Source organism: Planctomicrobium mucosum, from assembly GCF_051466335.1.
GTDB lineage: Bacteria > Planctomycetota > Planctomycetia > Planctomycetales > Planctomycetaceae > Planctomicrobium.
In genome coordinates, this window is the sequence record NZ_CP195793.1 from 4,651,247 (window position 1) to 4,667,525 (window position 16,279).

Sequence of the window (16,279 nt, forward strand, 5' to 3'; positions counted from 1 at the left end):
CCCGGTTGAATCATGCGGCTTCCTGAGTATTGGCCGTTTGTGATGGTGCAATCTCGAAGCTCATCCCGACAGGCAACCAATCCTTCAGACGCTCGATTTGCTCCGGTGTCCGTCCCGGCTTTTCGGGATCAGAAAACGCTCGGTGAAGCTGCCCCACCAACGACGCCTTCTTGTCACCAGCTCGTGAGTGTGCCCAGGCTTCACCGAGAACCTCGCGACCGACGGCCAGCAACTGCTCGCGAGTGATCCGGCCCAGGAAGTTTTCACTGGTCGGACGCCAGTAGTCGGCGACATTGCCAGAGGTCAGTGACAACGCCACATCGTAGGCGGTCACGTCTTCCTCTGCCGTGGAAGCCAGTTTCGGTTTCAGCGTCCTGGCCATGCAGTAGGCCAGCAACTCGTGCTTGGCTGCGTCGGGCAACGAACGGAACGCCTCAAAGCGGGCCACTTCCGATGTGGGCTGGAGCCACTCGACGGGAAGTGCGTTGGCGATGGAGGCGAACGCATCACCGGCAATGGTCGGTTCCTCATCATCCGAACGATCCTGGCGAGGAATCTGGAAACGCACATCCGCTCCCTCATCAACGGAATCCGAGTCGCCCAGCATCAAACTGGCGACCTGGAACACCAGCAGGTCGAACGTCACGGCAGGATGTTTGGCCAATTCGACCTGAGCAGCCTCCAAGCGGGCGGCTGCCAGATCGCAGCAAAGGCTCGCGGACAGCGGGGGCTTCGGCTTGACCTTCTCGGGACGGGTGTCGTCGTCCTCACCCATGAACCGGGTAAGTTCCTTGCGATGTTCCGGTTTCACCAGCCCCTTGTCGAAAAACGGCGTTCCATCCTGACCAATCGAAACAAAGCAACCAGCCAAACGCTTCTGGTCGGAGTCGAAACCGATAAAGGCGGCCAACTTCTCTTCGACTTCGTCCAGTTGGTCTTGAAGCTCCTGTTGCCGGTCGAACGATTCGTCCGATTCGGTTTCCTCCAGCATCTGCTCGATCTCTTCCAGTTCGGCGTCCAGCCGGGCCTTCAGGTCAAGCAATTCGGATGGGGCATTGACGAGCTGGGGACGAAGACGTTTGCAACTGCTGATGAGGCTGTAGTCACGCTCAGGATTGATCTCGATCCAGCCCCAGCCTTCGGCTTCCAGTTCCTGACGGATGGCATCGAGTTTCTGTTCGGCCAGTGCGTGCAGCAGGTCCGGCTGTTCGAGGTAGATGTCTTCCCCGAACAAGTCGGCATGTGTCGAACCACCAGCGGCCGTGTAAGCTTCCAGTCCGACGAATCGGGCCAGCTTGCTGCTGGCTTCGATCATCTTCTCGGTCAGGGCATCACGGATCGCTCCCGGATCTTCCTTCTGCCAGTCCTGAAGGAACTGGTAAACCTTGAGCTGGCGATCATGGTCATCGGTAACGGCGAAGGCCATCAGGCATTCCAGTGTCATCTCATCGTTGCGGTACTCTTCGAAAAGCTCGGGTGCGATACGGGCTAGCTTCATTCGCTTATGGACGAGGCTTTCCTCAATGCCGAACCGTGTGGCGACTTCGGCGGCGGTGTGTCCCTTGTTGATCAGTTCGGCAAAGGCTTCAAACTGGTCCGCCGGGTGCATCGCCAAGCGAACGACGTTCTCGGCCAGGCTCATTTCTAAGGCCGATTCATCCGTCACGACCTGGCACGGAACTGCGAAGTCTTGCGGTAGCTTGCCTTCGGCTTGTAGTGAGTGGATCGCTTCCAGACGGCGTCCACCCGCAATGACGTGGAACAGTCCGTCACTGGCATCCGTGACGACCAGGTTCTGCATCAGGCCGTGCGACAGGATCGACGCCTTCAGTTCTTCTGTGCCGCCCTTGACCATCGTGCGACGGGCATTGAGCGGGGATTTTTCCAGCTTGCTGGCTGCGATGACCTGGGGTGAGGAAATGGTTTCGATGTTGGTCATATAAACTCCATAAATGGTGGGTTGAGAAATGAAACCGGCGGGCGACCGGAGTCGCCCACCGGCATCCGGGGTCAGGCGGCTGCCTGAGCGGATTCTTTGCGGCCTTTGGCATCGGCCTGAAGCTGGTGCATGATCCAGGTGTGGGCCTGGTCAAAGAGCTTGGCCATCGTCAGCAGGTCGTCAAAACCGAGGCTGTCGGTTTCCTTCCAGGTGTCGTCGCCGTTCTTGTAACTGCGGGTCGGGATGACGCTGTACCAGTTGCCGCGTTCACCCTGGTTACGCCAGATGGTGACTTGCAGGACGCCGATACGGATTTTGTGTGCAGGCTGTGACATGAGTATTCTCCTTTTCCTTGTGTTTCCGGCTGCGACCATCGCGGCCTGATGGCACCCGAACCAAAGCCGCTACAGTCCGGGGCGAAGCGTGCGCAGCGAACCGGGCAAGGGGAAAATTGGGGGCGACCTTTAGGGGGAGCCGATTTTCCCCTTGAGCGGACCGGCGGCGGCTTTAGGCGTGCCCGTCAGGAAGGCCGCTTTGGTCACGGAAACAATAGATCGAGAAAAGGAGAGCCAGAGCCATCCCCGCCATCTCACAATGCCGCTTTTCTGAGCCAAAGCACCCTGGCCAAGCCGGTCTGGTGATACGCCTCGGTGCCCTCGTTGCAGACCGCCTCCGGCCATGACGGGCCTCGACGCGGCCTGGATTGGAAACGAGTGATTCACGCTGGCTCAATGGCTTACGCAGCCATCACGCCTCAAAGCGGCTCTGAGTGCGATTCTCCGAGACAATCGGTGCCGAATCGTGCTATTCTCGAAGGATGCAGGCACGGCGGAGACCGGCCATGAACGCAGACAGGGACGTGATTATGAATGAGATTCCAGAAACAGGATTTGTGCGACTGACGCAGGTGCTGAGCGTCATTCCGCTCGGAAAGACATGCTGGTGGGAGGGGGTGAAGTCGGGACGGTTTCCAAAACCGGTCAAGCTGTCGGCTCGCTGTACTGCTTGGAGAGCGGAAGACATTCGTGAGTTGATCAAAACGCTGTCGGGAACAGCTCCATCAGGGGAGGGAAGTCGTGTGGATCACTGAGGCAATAAGGGTTGGGGTACAAAACCGGGGTATGTTTCTATTTGTATCTCGCAAATCGTTTTGAATATCAACTGCTTACTATGCTTTCGTGGTTGCTGTCGCCTCCACCATTTTACAGGACGTTAATGTCCGTCAATGTCCGCCAAACCAAGACTGGAAGCCAATCACGGGACGATTTCCGCTCGGCCCTGCCCGAACGAACTCGTTGACATCCGCCTCTGAACTGGGGTACTTATTGAGCCACATACCCCACTTCAACGAAAATGTACCCCGGATATGCCCAAATGCCTCACTGATGCTACGGTTCGCAATGCAAAGCCTAAATCCACACCCTACAAGATGTCCGATGGGGAAGGATTATTCCTTCTCATTACGCCGACCGGTTCCAAATATTGGCGGCTAAGGTATTTCTTTGGCGGGAAAGAAAAGTTGCTGGCGTTGGGAGTCTATCCGCAAGTGAGTTTGATCGAAGCCCGCGAAAAGCGGATGCACGCTCAAAAGCAACTTGCCGTCGGGACCGACCCTGGGGAAGCAAAGAAAGAGGAAAAGAAGCAAGAAGTCTTTCAGCGCTCGAATCCGTTCGAGAAGATTGCCGATGAGTGGTTTCGCCAACATGAACCGGAATGGGCCACATCTTATAGCGACCGCCTACGCCGCCAGATCGACAGACATCTCCTGCCGAAACTCGGTAAAAGGCCGATTGCAGAAATCAATGCTTCGGATGTCTTGACCGTACTTCGGGCAATCGAGGCGAAAGGAACACTCGAAACGGCCCACCGCATGAAGCAAGTTGTCGGTCAGATTTTCATGTACGGAATCGCCACGCAACGGGCGGATCGTAATCCAGTGCCGGACCTGCAAGGCGCCTTGAAGACACCTGTGGTCAAGCATCAGCCTTCCCTGAAGGAAGACGACCTTCCGGAATTTCTTGGAAAGCTGGAAGCTTATGAGGGAGGGCTTGTCACCAAGCAGGCACTTCATCTGCTCTTGCTCACATTTGTCCGAACAACCGAGCTACGCGGTGCGCAATGGGGCGAGTTCAATTGGGACAAGGCGGAATGGAGGATACCCCCAGATCGCATGAAAATGAAGGAATTGCACATCGTGCCGCTGTCGAGGCAGGCGATCGGCATTCTTCAGGAATTGCATCCGATCACGGGTCATGGGCACTATGTCTTTCCCAATGAACACAACCTCTCCTCGTTTATGAGCGAAAACACGATGCTCTACGCTCTGTACCGGATGGGCTATCATGGGCGTGCGACAGGACACGGTTTTCGCAGTACCGCAAGTACGATCCTGAACGAGCATGGGTTTCGCCCCGATGTGATCGAGCGGCAGCTTGCCCACGGAGAGCGGGATAAAGTCCGGGCAGCCTACAACCACGCCCAGTACCTGCCAGAACGGCGGGAGATGATGCAGTGGTGGGCCGATTTTCTCGATCAGATGGCGGCAAAGAAGCCGTCAAAGTAAGTCATCGCCGGGCTGGTGATACGCCTCGTGCCTCGTTGCAGCCTGTATAGAGGGGAAACTCAACGTGCCGTCTTGGTAATCGGAACCGTGTTTCTGGCATGGTGGTAAGCCTCGCTTTTGTACTGACGTGGTCCGTCATGCGCCAGGGAGATGTCACTGCCCTGGTTGGTGTCATACCGCCAACTCGGCAAAGACGACGAGGTTCTGACCGAGACCAGTGAGGCTATGATCCGAGTTGCCATGATTCACCTGATGCTCCGCCGACTGCCACCGCTCAGCTAGTTTTCAGCCATGCTGTAAGATCGGATTTGCTAAACCATACTTCTCACTTGGTTAGAGCGATGGCCCAGTATCAGAGCTGCCGTGATCCGAGTAATGATCTGATGGGTCGTTATGGTGGCTCGTGTCGTGCTCAGAGCTACTGTCTTGATGTGTGACGTGATCGACCCAGCTTGTCTGTTGCTGCGAATGATCATGGGGAGCAACTTGCTCGACCCAACTGCTGGCAGGTGTATCGCGGTCATGGGACAAGGTGTCTTCTTCACGCCCGGTGAGCATATGCTGGAATGCCGACTGCACCTGGCTGCCCCATCCGTCCTGTGGTTCCTCGCGGGTTGGTTCTTGCTGGGCGTGATGGGAAAATGGGTTTTCGATTTGTGTAAGACTGCCAATGCTTCCCAAAAACTCCATGATCCCACCAGAATGATTCTCCGGCGGGGTCGCCGACTGTTCGGCAGTGTGATGGCCCAACACGTCGGTAATGCTGCCAAAGGCACCGAGGATGTCATGCTTGCTTTCATGCTGCGAGGCAGTCTCTTGTTGCCCCGGATCGACAAGGCCCTGGAATTGAGCAGCACCCACGCCAATATCGGGCCATTCCATCGTGACCTCCCGAGGTTGTTCAGGTCCATGCGAGTCAATGGGAGCCGCAGGTCCTGTTGCCCATGACTGGATTTCCGGCCATTGCGGAGCTGGCATTGCTGTAGGCTGGTCCGGGGCAACATCGGGAATTTTGTCGGGATGAACCACCTCTTGCACGGGCTGGTGAATAGCCGCTGCAATGTTCTCGACAAATTGCGAGGGTGCTTCAGGAGGCGTGACGGCATCATTGGCAGGCTGTATCTGCTGCGGAACAGTGTCCCACGAATGAATCTCTGGCCATTGCAGTTCCGGTGACATTGCGGATTGGTTCACTGGACCGTCTGTGACTTCCGTTGGATGCGCCTTGTTCTCCATAGGCTGATCCGTGGTAGCCGCGAACATGTCGTGCAGCGGAGCTTGTGCATTCGGTTGAGCAGCGTCGGCAGGCTGAGGATTCAGATGTGATTCGAGCGAATGAATACCATCGCCGACTGTCCATTCCGCCTTGCTCGGAATATGGTCGGCTGCCTGTTCAACTGTCGGTATTCCGTAAATTGGCCCCATGCGTTCCTGTGCCGTCGCATCTTGTAATAGGGCATGACCGTAAGCAGCACTGTGATTGTCAATTGCATCCTTTGCAATCTGATACCCCAGCATTATATCAGCCAGTTCTTGGATTGGGCGCGTATCATCATGTGGAACATTTTCAAGGAGAGTAGTGCTTATTTCATATTGCCGCTCTTGCTTCTCTGCCTGGCCATGTAAAGACGGATTGTCAATCTGTTCGACCGCACCAACGTGAGCACCATGACCACTTACGATATCTCCTTGTGTCACATGAGCGACAATCTTTTCCGAATAGTCTGCATTCTGGTAAGTACCCGCTGGTACACCATTTACGATTTCCAATTGGGCCAGTTGTTCTTTTTCTCCCGGAGCGTTGAACGTACTCGCCCGGCCGTCAGTGGAAATAGCCACCAAGCTTGCCAGATTGCCGCCGAGAGAATGGCCAACCTGAGATATCGCACTAACAGGCACTTCTCCCAATTCACTGATTGCGGCAGCAAACGACATCGCGTCTTTATACTGATCCGTGGGAACAGCATGGTGCAGGATTTGTCTATCTGCGGTCAGCAGATCCTTCGAGTCATCGAGTTCCGTGCCGCGATGCGCAATTATGATCTGTTCAGGATGCTCGATATTCTGGTATGCCACGCCGTAATATCCGGTGTCTTTCCCAATTCCAAGTGAATATGAAATTGCTAATATCGTCCAACCGTGCGGCGGTACACCTCCATTGTCCAGGTATGATTGTAGCGCAATGTAATAGTCACGCTCGGCGTCTTTATCTTCGCTGTCTTTTCTTTCTGCTGTCATATCATTTCATCCCCTTCCTTCAGTTGATTCTATGGTTAGATCGTACAGTGCAAGCTTTCCTTCAATATAGACTCCCATGCCTTGCTTTGATCCAAATCATCTACGAGCGGTTCAGACCTATCCGACGAGAAGCCGTCTATCCCATGCTGAATCATGTATGTGGGGTAGTAAGTAGGAGCGCCAATTGCCTTAATGCTGTCGCAAGCACTCTGCAATTCTTTGGAGTCAGGCGTGAACATGTCGGAATAGGCATTCCATTTGCTTTTCTGCTGGGAACTCAGGGAGCTGATGTATTGCATGATGAGGACTGTGCGCGCTTGATGTGCCGTCACATCTGCGACACGCTTGGCATCGAATCGCACGTAACTCCCTGCCAACAGAAATAGACCTGTCGCATTCGCGTATGACGACTCCCGCACGCATTTGGCAAACGCATTGTAAAGGTCGGGTGGCGTATACTCGCTTTTTGCGGAGGCAAGCGGGATACAATCAAGCTCATGCGTTACAGCGAGATTGCCCTGTGCTTCGTAGTTTGTAACCACAGTACCTGATGTGGCGCCAGGCTGAAGTGCGCGATATTCGCTGGAAAATGCGTCCGTTGACACGACTATGGCGATGACAACAAGTATTGATGACGTTAGCCGCATGGATACCTCATTGCACTACCTTCCGCGCCTTTCGGAAGTATTTTCCAGGTAATGTTCCTCCAGTGATGCGCGGAAACGCGCCTCGTGACTGCCTGGTTTAATGATCGCCGGATTCAGGATGCGTTTCGGCTCCTCGTCCAGCTTGTGAATCTGCTGCTCAATCAGGCGGCGATCCGCGTCGGTGGAGACCTGTAGCTGCTTTTCCAGGTTCATCTTGTAGATGTCCAGGAACAGATCGTAGCGGTTCATCGCGTCGCGCGTGATCAGCTTGACATAGTTATCGAAGACGGCACCGTAATCTCCTGTGGTGATGCCAGCCTTCAGCCGTTCACGAAACTGCTGCACCTTTGGGTTTTTGTCGTGAAGCTGGCCAAGCTCCGCAAAGAAGTCGAAGAACGTTGAGGCAATCAGGTTATCCAGTCGCTCGCCCACTTTTTCACGATACTCCTCCACGGAGCTAAAGCTCATCTGCTGCACGAAGCGGTTGATAACGTCATTGGCCATTGGGTACGCGGCGGGCGCTTCCGGATTTTCGGAGAAGATGTTATTCACGCCCGCTGTTTTGACCGCCTGCGGAAGGTAGTATTCATAGCCGCAGACACGCAGGAAGGTGTCACCGACTGTCGGCTGCTGTGCGCTGCGGTGTTCCATGAAGTGCTTGGCGTCGTCGGTGAAGCCTTCCATGTGCTCCTTCGGAAAGGCGTTGATTCGCTTTGGACGCGTCGTGGAAGGTGAGGGTTGACCGTCTCGCAGCTTGGTATCGTAAAGCTTCCGGTCACCGTGCCGGTGCAGATAGAAGTCAAAGACGTGCTTCACATCCTGCACGCCAACAATCGACATGCCAAACTCGTTGGCAAAAAGCGCCCGCACGGCCTTGTCGGTCTCGTCTCGTACCATCTCCCTCGCCCAATGCAATTGCGAGCCATACGGCAAGAGATTCGCTTGCTGAATCACGTCTATCTTGGCCGCCTTTGACAGATAGCTGCCGATGTTGGGCTTGAGCGTGGAATCAACGAAGTCGCGTAACGCCTCCTGGGCAGGTCCCAGTTGGCCTGTACGCGGGAGTGCGTTGGACTCCGCCAGGATCACCTCCATGTCACCCGTATTCGCAATGCCAAGGCAGAAGTGCTCCATCGCGGTCCCCAACCTGCCACGCAGAATGCCAAGCAGGGTGTCGACCGATTCCGCTCCGCTCAACTCGCAGGCATCCTGGAGGTTTTGCGTGTTCTGGTTCCCCGACTGCAAACAGAAACGAGCCAGGTAGGCTTGTCGCGTTCGCGCGATAGTCAACGCATCCTGGCAGTAGGGCTGAAACTCGTGCTGCTCCACAATGGTCTTGATGTCGTCCAGAATCTTGTCGATTTCCTGGCGATGTTCGGCCACGTTGACCTTTTGCGACTTGAGGTGGGCCAGAAACTCTTCTCTGATGGCAAGCCTGGCTGCGTCCTCTTGTTGCTCCTGACCCTGGTATTGTGCTGCGACTTCACCAGCCGCCGCGCTCGTCACGCCTGTGCCCAGTCCGACCAGCATCGGCAGGAGCAACGTCCCGATTCCGGTCATCGCGCCGCCCGCAAAAATGGCTCCCCCAAGAATGAGTCCTGCTTGTTGCGCCCCGCTGCGGATACTGCTGGACGCCACTTTACCGCCGATATAGGCCGCCGTTGTTTTCCTGGCGTTGATCTTCTTCGTGATCTCGATCGTTTCTTCTGTATTTACAATCCGCTCATCCAGCCTCCGGTTCTGGGCCTCGCCATCCCTGACGCGCGCCTGGAGACTGTCAACGTCTTTTTTCTTTGCCAGCCCCTCTGCCTCCAGCCTCTCGATGCGGTCCTGAACCCCCTGAAAGAGCCCTTCAAAATGCTGGAGCTGGGCGTTGGAAAGGTCCAGGGCTGTTTGCAGGCGTTCCTGGATCGGAAGATTGCGCGAAAGCACAGCACCGTAATCCACCGGCTGGGTGTTGTTTTCGGCCCACTTGGTGGCGTCCGACTGCTTTTGCTCCGGGGCCTCTGGCAACTTTCTGCGCCCCGAGAGCGATAACGGCTTTTGCCCCAGGATTTCCAGGGGTCGATAATCGTCCGTGTCAGCCTGTTGCAAGTCATCGACTTTGCTGGCAAGAATCTGAAAATAGTCGAAGTTCGGAATCACGTCCTGATTGAGAAACTGCTTGAATGCTCGCTCCTCAGCGGAAAGGGCAAGATTCTTCCTGGGATCGCCCTTTGCCTCGTGTTCCTGCCCCCAATGCAATGCCTGCTCAAGTGCGGTCCGGCTCAGCGTGCCATAGGTAAAAGGCGTGGCAGAGGCACGGAGTTCAGGGGATGCCAGCATTGCCTCAAGAGTGGTGCCTTGCTGTCGCGCAGCACTATCCATCAAGTCAGCAGCGGTGAGTGCATGATCGGTGAGAATATACTGCACCATCAATTCGTAGTGTCTTTTGCTGTTTTCCTGCTTTTCAGGATCTAGTTTGCCTGCGAGCTCGATCCGTTCGGATTCCAGCAAAGCCAGCTCTTTACTTTCCCGCTCTAAAACAGGGGTGTAACTGTCGCGGAGCTCCCGATGCCTCTCCGCCTCATCTTCGAAGGCCTTTTGCGCGGCAGCTAATTTCTGCTTCTGGATCGCCAATCCTTCTTCAAGAGCCTCTCTAGTCCCCGGCTTAGGCATCCGCAGGGCATCCTCGTACTCCGACACCCAGTTTCTGCATGAGAAGACACGCTCAAGTGCTCTCTCAACACTTTCTTTGTGCAATGACACGGTGCCGTTCATGGTGACGCGACGGTCATGCAAGTGCGATATGCGTTTTGACAGCTCTGCTTCCCTGGCGTGCAGCAGGGGGACTTCTTCGGGACGAACCACTTCTCCAGCTTTGACGCCCTCCAGGGCCTGCTGCAACTCTGCTCGCTTGTTGTGCAACCCCTGCAATACCGGCTGTTCGTCGCTGTATGGATTGTTGTCGTCTACACTATTACCCATATCCTCCGATTCCATGTCCTTTAATCAGTCGCAGCGCACTTGGTACGACTACACATGACCAGCACCGAGATAGGTTAACGTATATTTACGCTTCGTTGCAAGAACTATATTGCGCATCATGGACATGCAGTTGCCTTCTCTGCACGCAACCAACTGTATTATAACTCCATTTTCAATATGTGAATGTCGTGCGATATTTCTGTGGTCGCCTCTGCCATACGACATGCTGGTCTATAACATGGAACCGAAATAGGATATCAATAAATTGACACTGGCGCCGGGGTAGTCCATGATGTGTGCTGAAGTACGATTATGGATAGTGCTATGACGAGCAACGCAAGCAACTACGTTATTGCTGGCAAAATTGCCAGCACGGTGGGAATCGGTGTCATCCTTGCTGTGAGTGCAAAGGCGATTGACTCCAGCATGGCCACGCCACCCGCCGCGGTGAAGGAGTACATTGATAAACATGGCGATATGCCGTCGTATCTCGCCGCATCACAATTGACACGGCACGAACCAGATTACCAGAAGGCGATTCAGGCGAACTGGCACCATAACGCTAGGGGTCTCCTTTACAGTGCGGCCGTTTTTGCCGCAGCCGCTGCCGGACTGCTTGTGACCTGGCGATCTCCGCTTGTGGAAAAGACAGTCAGCACGTTGGGCCGATCAATATAGATGCACATGGCGTTTACCTACCAGCAGAAACTTGCTCTGCAAGACGGAAGCATGGTGTTTTACCATGAGGCGAATCTCCCAATCGGCGATGTGTTTCACTTCATTACGAATGTGCCTGGCGTTCAGCTAGAACGCTATTTCGCGTTTCTCGCTAATAATAGTGACTTCCAAGTAAGCGACCTGGAAGCATTTGGAAGAATTCTGCGGTGCGAGAAAGGAAAGATGACTGACCTTGAGATAGGGCTTTTCTTGCTCAACAGGCTTTGGTAGCCATCGTCTCTTCTGGACAACGCTGACGAGAACCAGTGCCCAAACCTACTGATGGCAATCAACGCACAAGCCAGGTGTAGGAAGCCGTCGTACAGGAAGGCGTAGTGCTCATGGCGGACCAGCAGACGGCGGTAGCGATACAGCCAACCGAACATCCGCTCAACCAGGTACTTCCGCGCCCGTCGCAGACAGGAAAGTGCGGCTTCGCCGCCCGAGGCAGAACTGCAAGCATCCATGCCGTCGGCACTCCGATCACGACTGCAATGGCGCCTTCTCATGTTCCTGAAGTATATGATCAGCGAAACGCTATTTTCGTTCCTTCGTCTTGGTCAAATAAGCCATCCGTAGCTGTTAACGATCGTTAACCGTAGTGCAGACACCTCCTTTGCGCAACTAAAAGCGGTCATGGATGCACACCGTCCGCCGAATTCCAACTGTCTGGGACAATCAGGCAGCGATTGGCCGAAAAATCTCTGAAAAATCAACCACAACGAGTCTTGTGGCGGTGACAACACAACCATGTTGCAGTGACATTGCAACATGCAAAAATCTCGCAAATCGGCTCTCAGAGCCAGAGAGCACATTGTAGTTAAGGAAGCGTTAACGAATCTGTGTCATGATAAAATGAGGCATGATTCGCGTCTCGCAACAGAACAGTGCCGCCGGAGCCAAGCGTTATTACGCCACGGCCGACTATTACATTGACGGTCAGGAACTGGTCGGCCAGTGGGGTGGCAAAGGGGCCGAACGGCTCGGCCTGTCTGGCGCAGTCGGCAAGCAAGCCTTTGAGCAACTCTGCGACAACCTTGATCCCCGTACCGGCCAGCCGCTGACCGTCCGTACCCGCACGGAACGCACGGTTGGCTATGATTTCACATTCTCGGTGCCCAAGTCCGTATCACTGCTGTATGCCCTGCATGGCGATCAGGAGATTCTCGACGCATTTCGCTCCGCCACCCAAGAGACGATGCGGGAAATGGAAGCGGAAATGAAAACCCGCGTCCGCACGGAGGGACGGGATGAGAACCGCACGACCGGCAACATGGTTTGGGCCGAGTTCATCCATACCACCTCGCGCCCGGTCGATGGAATCCCCGATCCGCAGCTTCACGCCCATTGTTTCGTCTTCAACAGCACCTTCGATCAGGAGGAGAATCGCTGGAAGGCGGGCCAGTTTCGCGAACTCAAACGCGATGCCCCGTACTTCCAGGCGGCGTTCCGTGTCCGGTTGGCCAATCATCTGCAAGACATGGGGTATGGCGTCGTCCGCAAACGAGACGATTTCGAGATCGCCGGAATTCCCAAGGACATCCTCAGCCGGTTCTCGCGACGGACGGAATTGATCGAGCAGATCGCCCAGGAAAAGGGAATCACCAATCCCGACCGCAAAGCAGAACTTGGTGCCGAGACCCGCGAGCATAAGGGCAAGAATCTCAGCATGCCCGAACTCCAGAAGGAATGGAAATCTCGCCTGACGCAGGATGAACAGGACTGGATCGCCGAGGTGTACCGCCGGGAGATCAAGCCGGTTCGCCCCGAGCCGGGCGAACGCACGGCGGTCGCTCACGCCATCAAACATAGTTTTGTGCGTGAGGCGGTCGTGCCCGAGCGCAAGCTGATGACCGAAGCATTGAAACGAGGCTTGGGTAGCGTGACGGTGGATGCCGTTGCCAAGGAACTCTCTACCCGCCCTCTGATTCGCAGCCACGTCGAAGGCCGCGACATGGCGACGACACGCGAGATGCTCGCCCTGGAATCGAAGCTCGTGGACTTTGCCCGCGACGGTCGGGGCCGCTGCCGACCGCTCGGCGACCCGAAACGAAAGATGGCCCGCAATTGGCTCAACGAGGAACAGCAAGCCGCCGTGCGGCATGTGCTGGGTTCCCGCGACCGCGTGATGGTCATTCGCGGCGTCGCCGGGACCGGTAAGACCACGCTGGAACAGGAACTCGGCGAAGCCTTGGCAGACGCCGGAAAACCGGTTGTGGCCCTGGCCCAATCGGTGAAAGCCAGCCGCGAGGTGCTACGGCAGGATGCGGGGTTTGACACTGCCGATACGGTCGCCAGATTCCTGAAAGACATCGAAATGCAGCAGTCGGCCAAAGATGGCGTCATCCTCGTCGATGAAGCGAGCCAACTTGGCACGCGGGATATGCTCGCGGTGTTCACGGTGGCCGAGACCGTCAACGCCCGCGTCGTGCTGGTCGGCGACCGGCGGCAGCATAAGAGCGTGACGGCGGGCGAACCGCTGAAGTTGCTCGAAGACCGGGCGGGCCTGCCTGTGGCCGAGGTCACGGAAATCCAGCGGCAGAGCGGCAAGTATAAGCAAATCGCCAAGGACCTGAGTGAAGGACGGGTTGGCCACGCCTTCGAGCAACTGGATGATCTCAAATGGATCAGGCAGGTGGATGATGAGGAACGCTACCAACAGCTCGCTGCGGCGTATCTGGACGCGGTGAAGGAACGCACGAAGGAAGGCAAACCGAAAACCGCCCTGGTCGTGTCCCCCATGCACGCCGAAGCGGCCAAGGTGACAGAGGCGATCCGCACGGCCATGAAAGCGGATGGAGCGCTCTCGGAGGAGCGGGTCGTCACCGCTTATGTGCCGGCGCACCTGACCGACGCTCAGAAAACCGACATCACCGAATACGAACCGGGCGACCTGGTCCAGTTCCACCAGAACGCCACGGGGTTTGCCAAAGGGACGCGGCTGGTCGTGGATGAGGAAACAAAACCGCCCATTGAACAGGTGGAGCGGTTTGAGGTCTATCGTCCCAAACCACTTCCGCTCGCCATTGGCGACCGTATTCGCATCACCGCTGGCGGGACGACCAAAGATGGCGAACATCGTTTGAGTAACGGCGCTCTGTTTACCGTCGATGGTTTCACGCCGCACGGTGACATCAAGGTCAATGACGGCTGGGTGATCGACGGCGACTTCGGCCACATCGCCCACGGTTACGTCACCACCAGCCATGCGAGTCAGGGAACGACGGTCAACAAGGTGTTCATCGCCATCAACAGCGAGTCATTCAAGGCGACCGATCAGCGGACGGCGTATGTGGCCATCACGCGCGGCAAGGAGCAGGCGGTGATTTTTACCGACGATCAAGAGGAACTGATCAAGGCGGCGACGCGGGCGGGTCAGTCGCTGACCGCCACGGAACTGGTCGATTCGCTGAACAATCCTGCTGGGAGATCCTCCGCCGAAGTCTTCGCCAATCGCCGGTTGGGGTGGCGTCATCCCGTCGTGCCGGAAATGGCCAAGTCGGTTCCGTCACAGGAAATAACTCCGAACAGGGAACACGATCATGCTCGATAACGGCACCACGCATCAAAATCGGCTCCAGGCCAATCCGCATCTGGCAGGCAAGATCGCGGGTGGCGGTCCCCATCCGCCGGATGGCGGCGAGGGGGCGTGCGCCGCGTTTGGGTTCCTGCGCGGCATTCGGGATCGGGCCGATGCCATCGAATTCCGCCTGGCCAGCGGCAACAGCGTCTGGTTCCCCTACAACTGGCTGGGCACCGTGAAGTTCGATCCCTCGGCGGGCCTGCTGCTCAAATTCTCCGGCGATCTGGTCTATCTGGTGCTGATCCGGGGGAGCAATCTCAACCGCCCCATCGAGGAGACCGGCATCGACCTGATCCGGGCAGGACTGCAACGCCATCGTGTCCTCTGGGTACGTGAGATGAGCGAAGAGGACATCTGCCAGACCGGTGAAAATGGGCCGACCATCGACAGTATCGTGATTGGCGAGTTTGAGACGCGGGCGGTGCTCACGGAATGGCTCACGCAGAATGCACCCATGTTCTTATAGGTCGACAAATATGGTGTATAAAATCGGGAAGGAGATATATCTCCAGCTCGAGAGGCCGGTATCAGCCAGAACACTACTTGTTGAACTACACGAGATAGGTGTTGAAATTGGACTCGCCGCAAGCTGTTCGTGACTGGTTAGCCGCTCATGTTCCAGCCTTTAATGGATAGCCTGATTTCATTCGGCATCTGATTCTCATTGCGCGGTCTCTCATACCGTGGCATAACACCAAAAATGCCCTCGGTGAATTCTGCGTGGCATATTCAACACGGAGTGGGTTTGAGAAAGGGGCTGCTGGCGAAGCTATCATGCTGACATCAAAGAGAAAGGATGATTCGATCATCTCCACTGTGCCCGAGAGAGGCATATTGCTCAAGGCTCGCATCAAGCATACCCGCTTGTTCCTTGCTGCGTTTGTGCCTGTCGTGCTCGCTACGTCTCCGCTCTGGCCGGAATATAGTTGGCCGCACAGAACCATGGACTGGGCTGGCCACATCTTGGTGCCGCTTGGCGTATCGATCCGCGTCTTCGCGTCTCTTTACGTTGGCGGTCGGAAGAATGATGAATTGGTCACTTGGGGACCGTTCTCGATCGTTCGCAACCCGCTCTACGTTGGATCGTTCATCGCCGCAGTCGGCCTTGCGCTTTTGACTGCCAGTATTGTGCTTACCACTTTCATTTCTCTGGCGTTTGCGGCGTACTACTCCGCCACAGTGGCAAGAGAAGAAGTGTATCTGCACCGCAAGTTTGGCGTTCGTTATCGGCAGTACCTGCGGTCCGTCCCGCGATGGATTCCTAAACTCAGAAAATGGGACAATCCTGAAGAACTTGGCACAAAGCCGTATTTTGTCCTTCGAACCATGATTGACGGTTCACTGTTCTTTCTATGTATCCCGATTCTGGAAGCCCTGTGCGAATTGCGGCTCAGTGGCCTCGCCCTTACCATACTGACCGTACCCTGATTATTGAGGACAGGTCACGGCGCCCGTTCTTTCCCTGTCAGTAAAATAGATTGGATATTACCTGATACATGTCAGGATAGTTCTCAGTCAATTTCAGGCAGTTCTCCCAGAGTATTACGCCATTCTTCATCGTTGTTGACAATTCAGCGAATCCGTGGCAGTCTCAAAGAGAAAGGTCACACTGCCAAGGTGGGCAA

General features: G+C 55.7%; 12 protein-coding genes. 6 read left to right on the plus strand and 6 right to left on the minus strand.

Annotated features, from left to right (window positions below):
* Positions 1 to 10: 10 nt before the first annotated feature.
* Positions 11 to 1,939, minus strand: a complete 1,929-nt coding sequence (locus SH668x_RS18470; protein ID WP_437186540.1) for a ParB N-terminal domain-containing protein — start codon at positions 1,937 to 1,939, stop codon at positions 11 to 13.
* Positions 1,940 to 2,010: 71 nt separating this feature from the next.
* Positions 2,011 to 2,274 (minus strand): hypothetical protein, encoded by a 264-nt coding sequence (locus SH668x_RS18475; RefSeq protein WP_437186541.1) that lies wholly within the window; start codon positions 2,272 to 2,274, stop codon positions 2,011 to 2,013.
* Positions 2,275 to 2,780: 506 nt separating this feature from the next.
* Here SH668x_RS18475 and SH668x_RS18480 point away from each other — a divergent pair.
* Positions 2,781 to 3,029, plus strand: coding sequence for a helix-turn-helix transcriptional regulator (locus SH668x_RS18480; RefSeq protein ID WP_437186542.1), 249 nt, complete (start codon positions 2,781 to 2,783; stop codon positions 3,027 to 3,029).
* Positions 3,030 to 3,305: 276 nt separating this feature from the next.
* On the plus strand, positions 3,306 to 4,502 hold the full coding sequence (locus SH668x_RS18485; protein WP_437186543.1) for a tyrosine-type recombinase/integrase: 1,197 nt from the start codon (positions 3,306 to 3,308) through the stop codon (positions 4,500 to 4,502).
* A gap of 333 nt (positions 4,503 to 4,835) precedes the next feature.
* On the opposite strand, the gene SH668x_RS18490 is transcribed toward SH668x_RS18485, so the two are convergent.
* The 3 genes from SH668x_RS18490 to SH668x_RS18500 are packed head-to-tail and all read right to left on the minus strand — an operon-like array spanning position 4,836 to position 10,354.
* Positions 4,836 to 6,740: a hypothetical protein gene (locus tag SH668x_RS18490; RefSeq protein ID WP_437186544.1), complete on the minus strand. Its 1,905-nt coding sequence runs from the start codon at positions 6,738 to 6,740 to the stop codon at positions 4,836 to 4,838.
* Between the two features lie 35 nt (positions 6,741 to 6,775).
* On the minus strand, positions 6,776 to 7,387 hold the full coding sequence (locus SH668x_RS18495) for a hypothetical protein (protein ID WP_437186545.1): 612 nt from the start codon (positions 7,385 to 7,387) through the stop codon (positions 6,776 to 6,778).
* Between the two features lie 15 nt (positions 7,388 to 7,402).
* Positions 7,403 to 10,354 (minus strand): hypothetical protein, encoded by a 2,952-nt coding sequence (locus tag SH668x_RS18500; RefSeq protein ID WP_437186546.1) that lies wholly within the window; start codon positions 10,352 to 10,354, stop codon positions 7,403 to 7,405.
* Between the two features lie 324 nt (positions 10,355 to 10,678).
* Between SH668x_RS18500 and SH668x_RS18505 the strand changes: the two genes are divergently transcribed.
* Entirely contained in the window at positions 10,679 to 11,032 is a 354-nt protein-coding gene (locus SH668x_RS18505; RefSeq protein WP_437186547.1) for a hypothetical protein, read from the plus strand.
* A gap of 134 nt (positions 11,033 to 11,166) precedes the next feature.
* On the opposite strand, the gene SH668x_RS18510 is transcribed toward SH668x_RS18505, so the two are convergent.
* Entirely contained in the window at positions 11,167 to 11,538 is a 372-nt protein-coding gene (locus tag SH668x_RS18510) for a hypothetical protein (RefSeq protein WP_437186548.1), read from the minus strand.
* Between the two features lie 395 nt (positions 11,539 to 11,933).
* Here SH668x_RS18510 and mobF point away from each other — a divergent pair, with 395 nt between their 5' ends.
* The 3 genes from mobF (at position 11,934) to SH668x_RS18525 (ending at position 16,082) form a co-directional block, all read left to right on the plus strand.
* Entirely contained in the window at positions 11,934 to 14,624 is a 2,691-nt protein-coding gene (mobF, locus tag SH668x_RS18515) for a MobF family relaxase (RefSeq protein ID WP_437186549.1), read from the plus strand.
* Positions 14,614 to 15,120 (plus strand): hypothetical protein, encoded by a 507-nt coding sequence (locus tag SH668x_RS18520; protein ID WP_437186550.1) that lies wholly within the window; start codon positions 14,614 to 14,616, stop codon positions 15,118 to 15,120. Before mobF ends, SH668x_RS18520 begins: the two co-directional genes overlap by 11 nt.
* Positions 15,121 to 15,374: 254 nt before the next feature.
* On the plus strand, positions 15,375 to 16,082 hold the full coding sequence (locus tag SH668x_RS18525; RefSeq protein WP_437186551.1) for a methyltransferase family protein: 708 nt from the start codon (positions 15,375 to 15,377) through the stop codon (positions 16,080 to 16,082).
* The last annotated feature ends 197 nt before the right edge of the window (positions 16,083 to 16,279 follow it).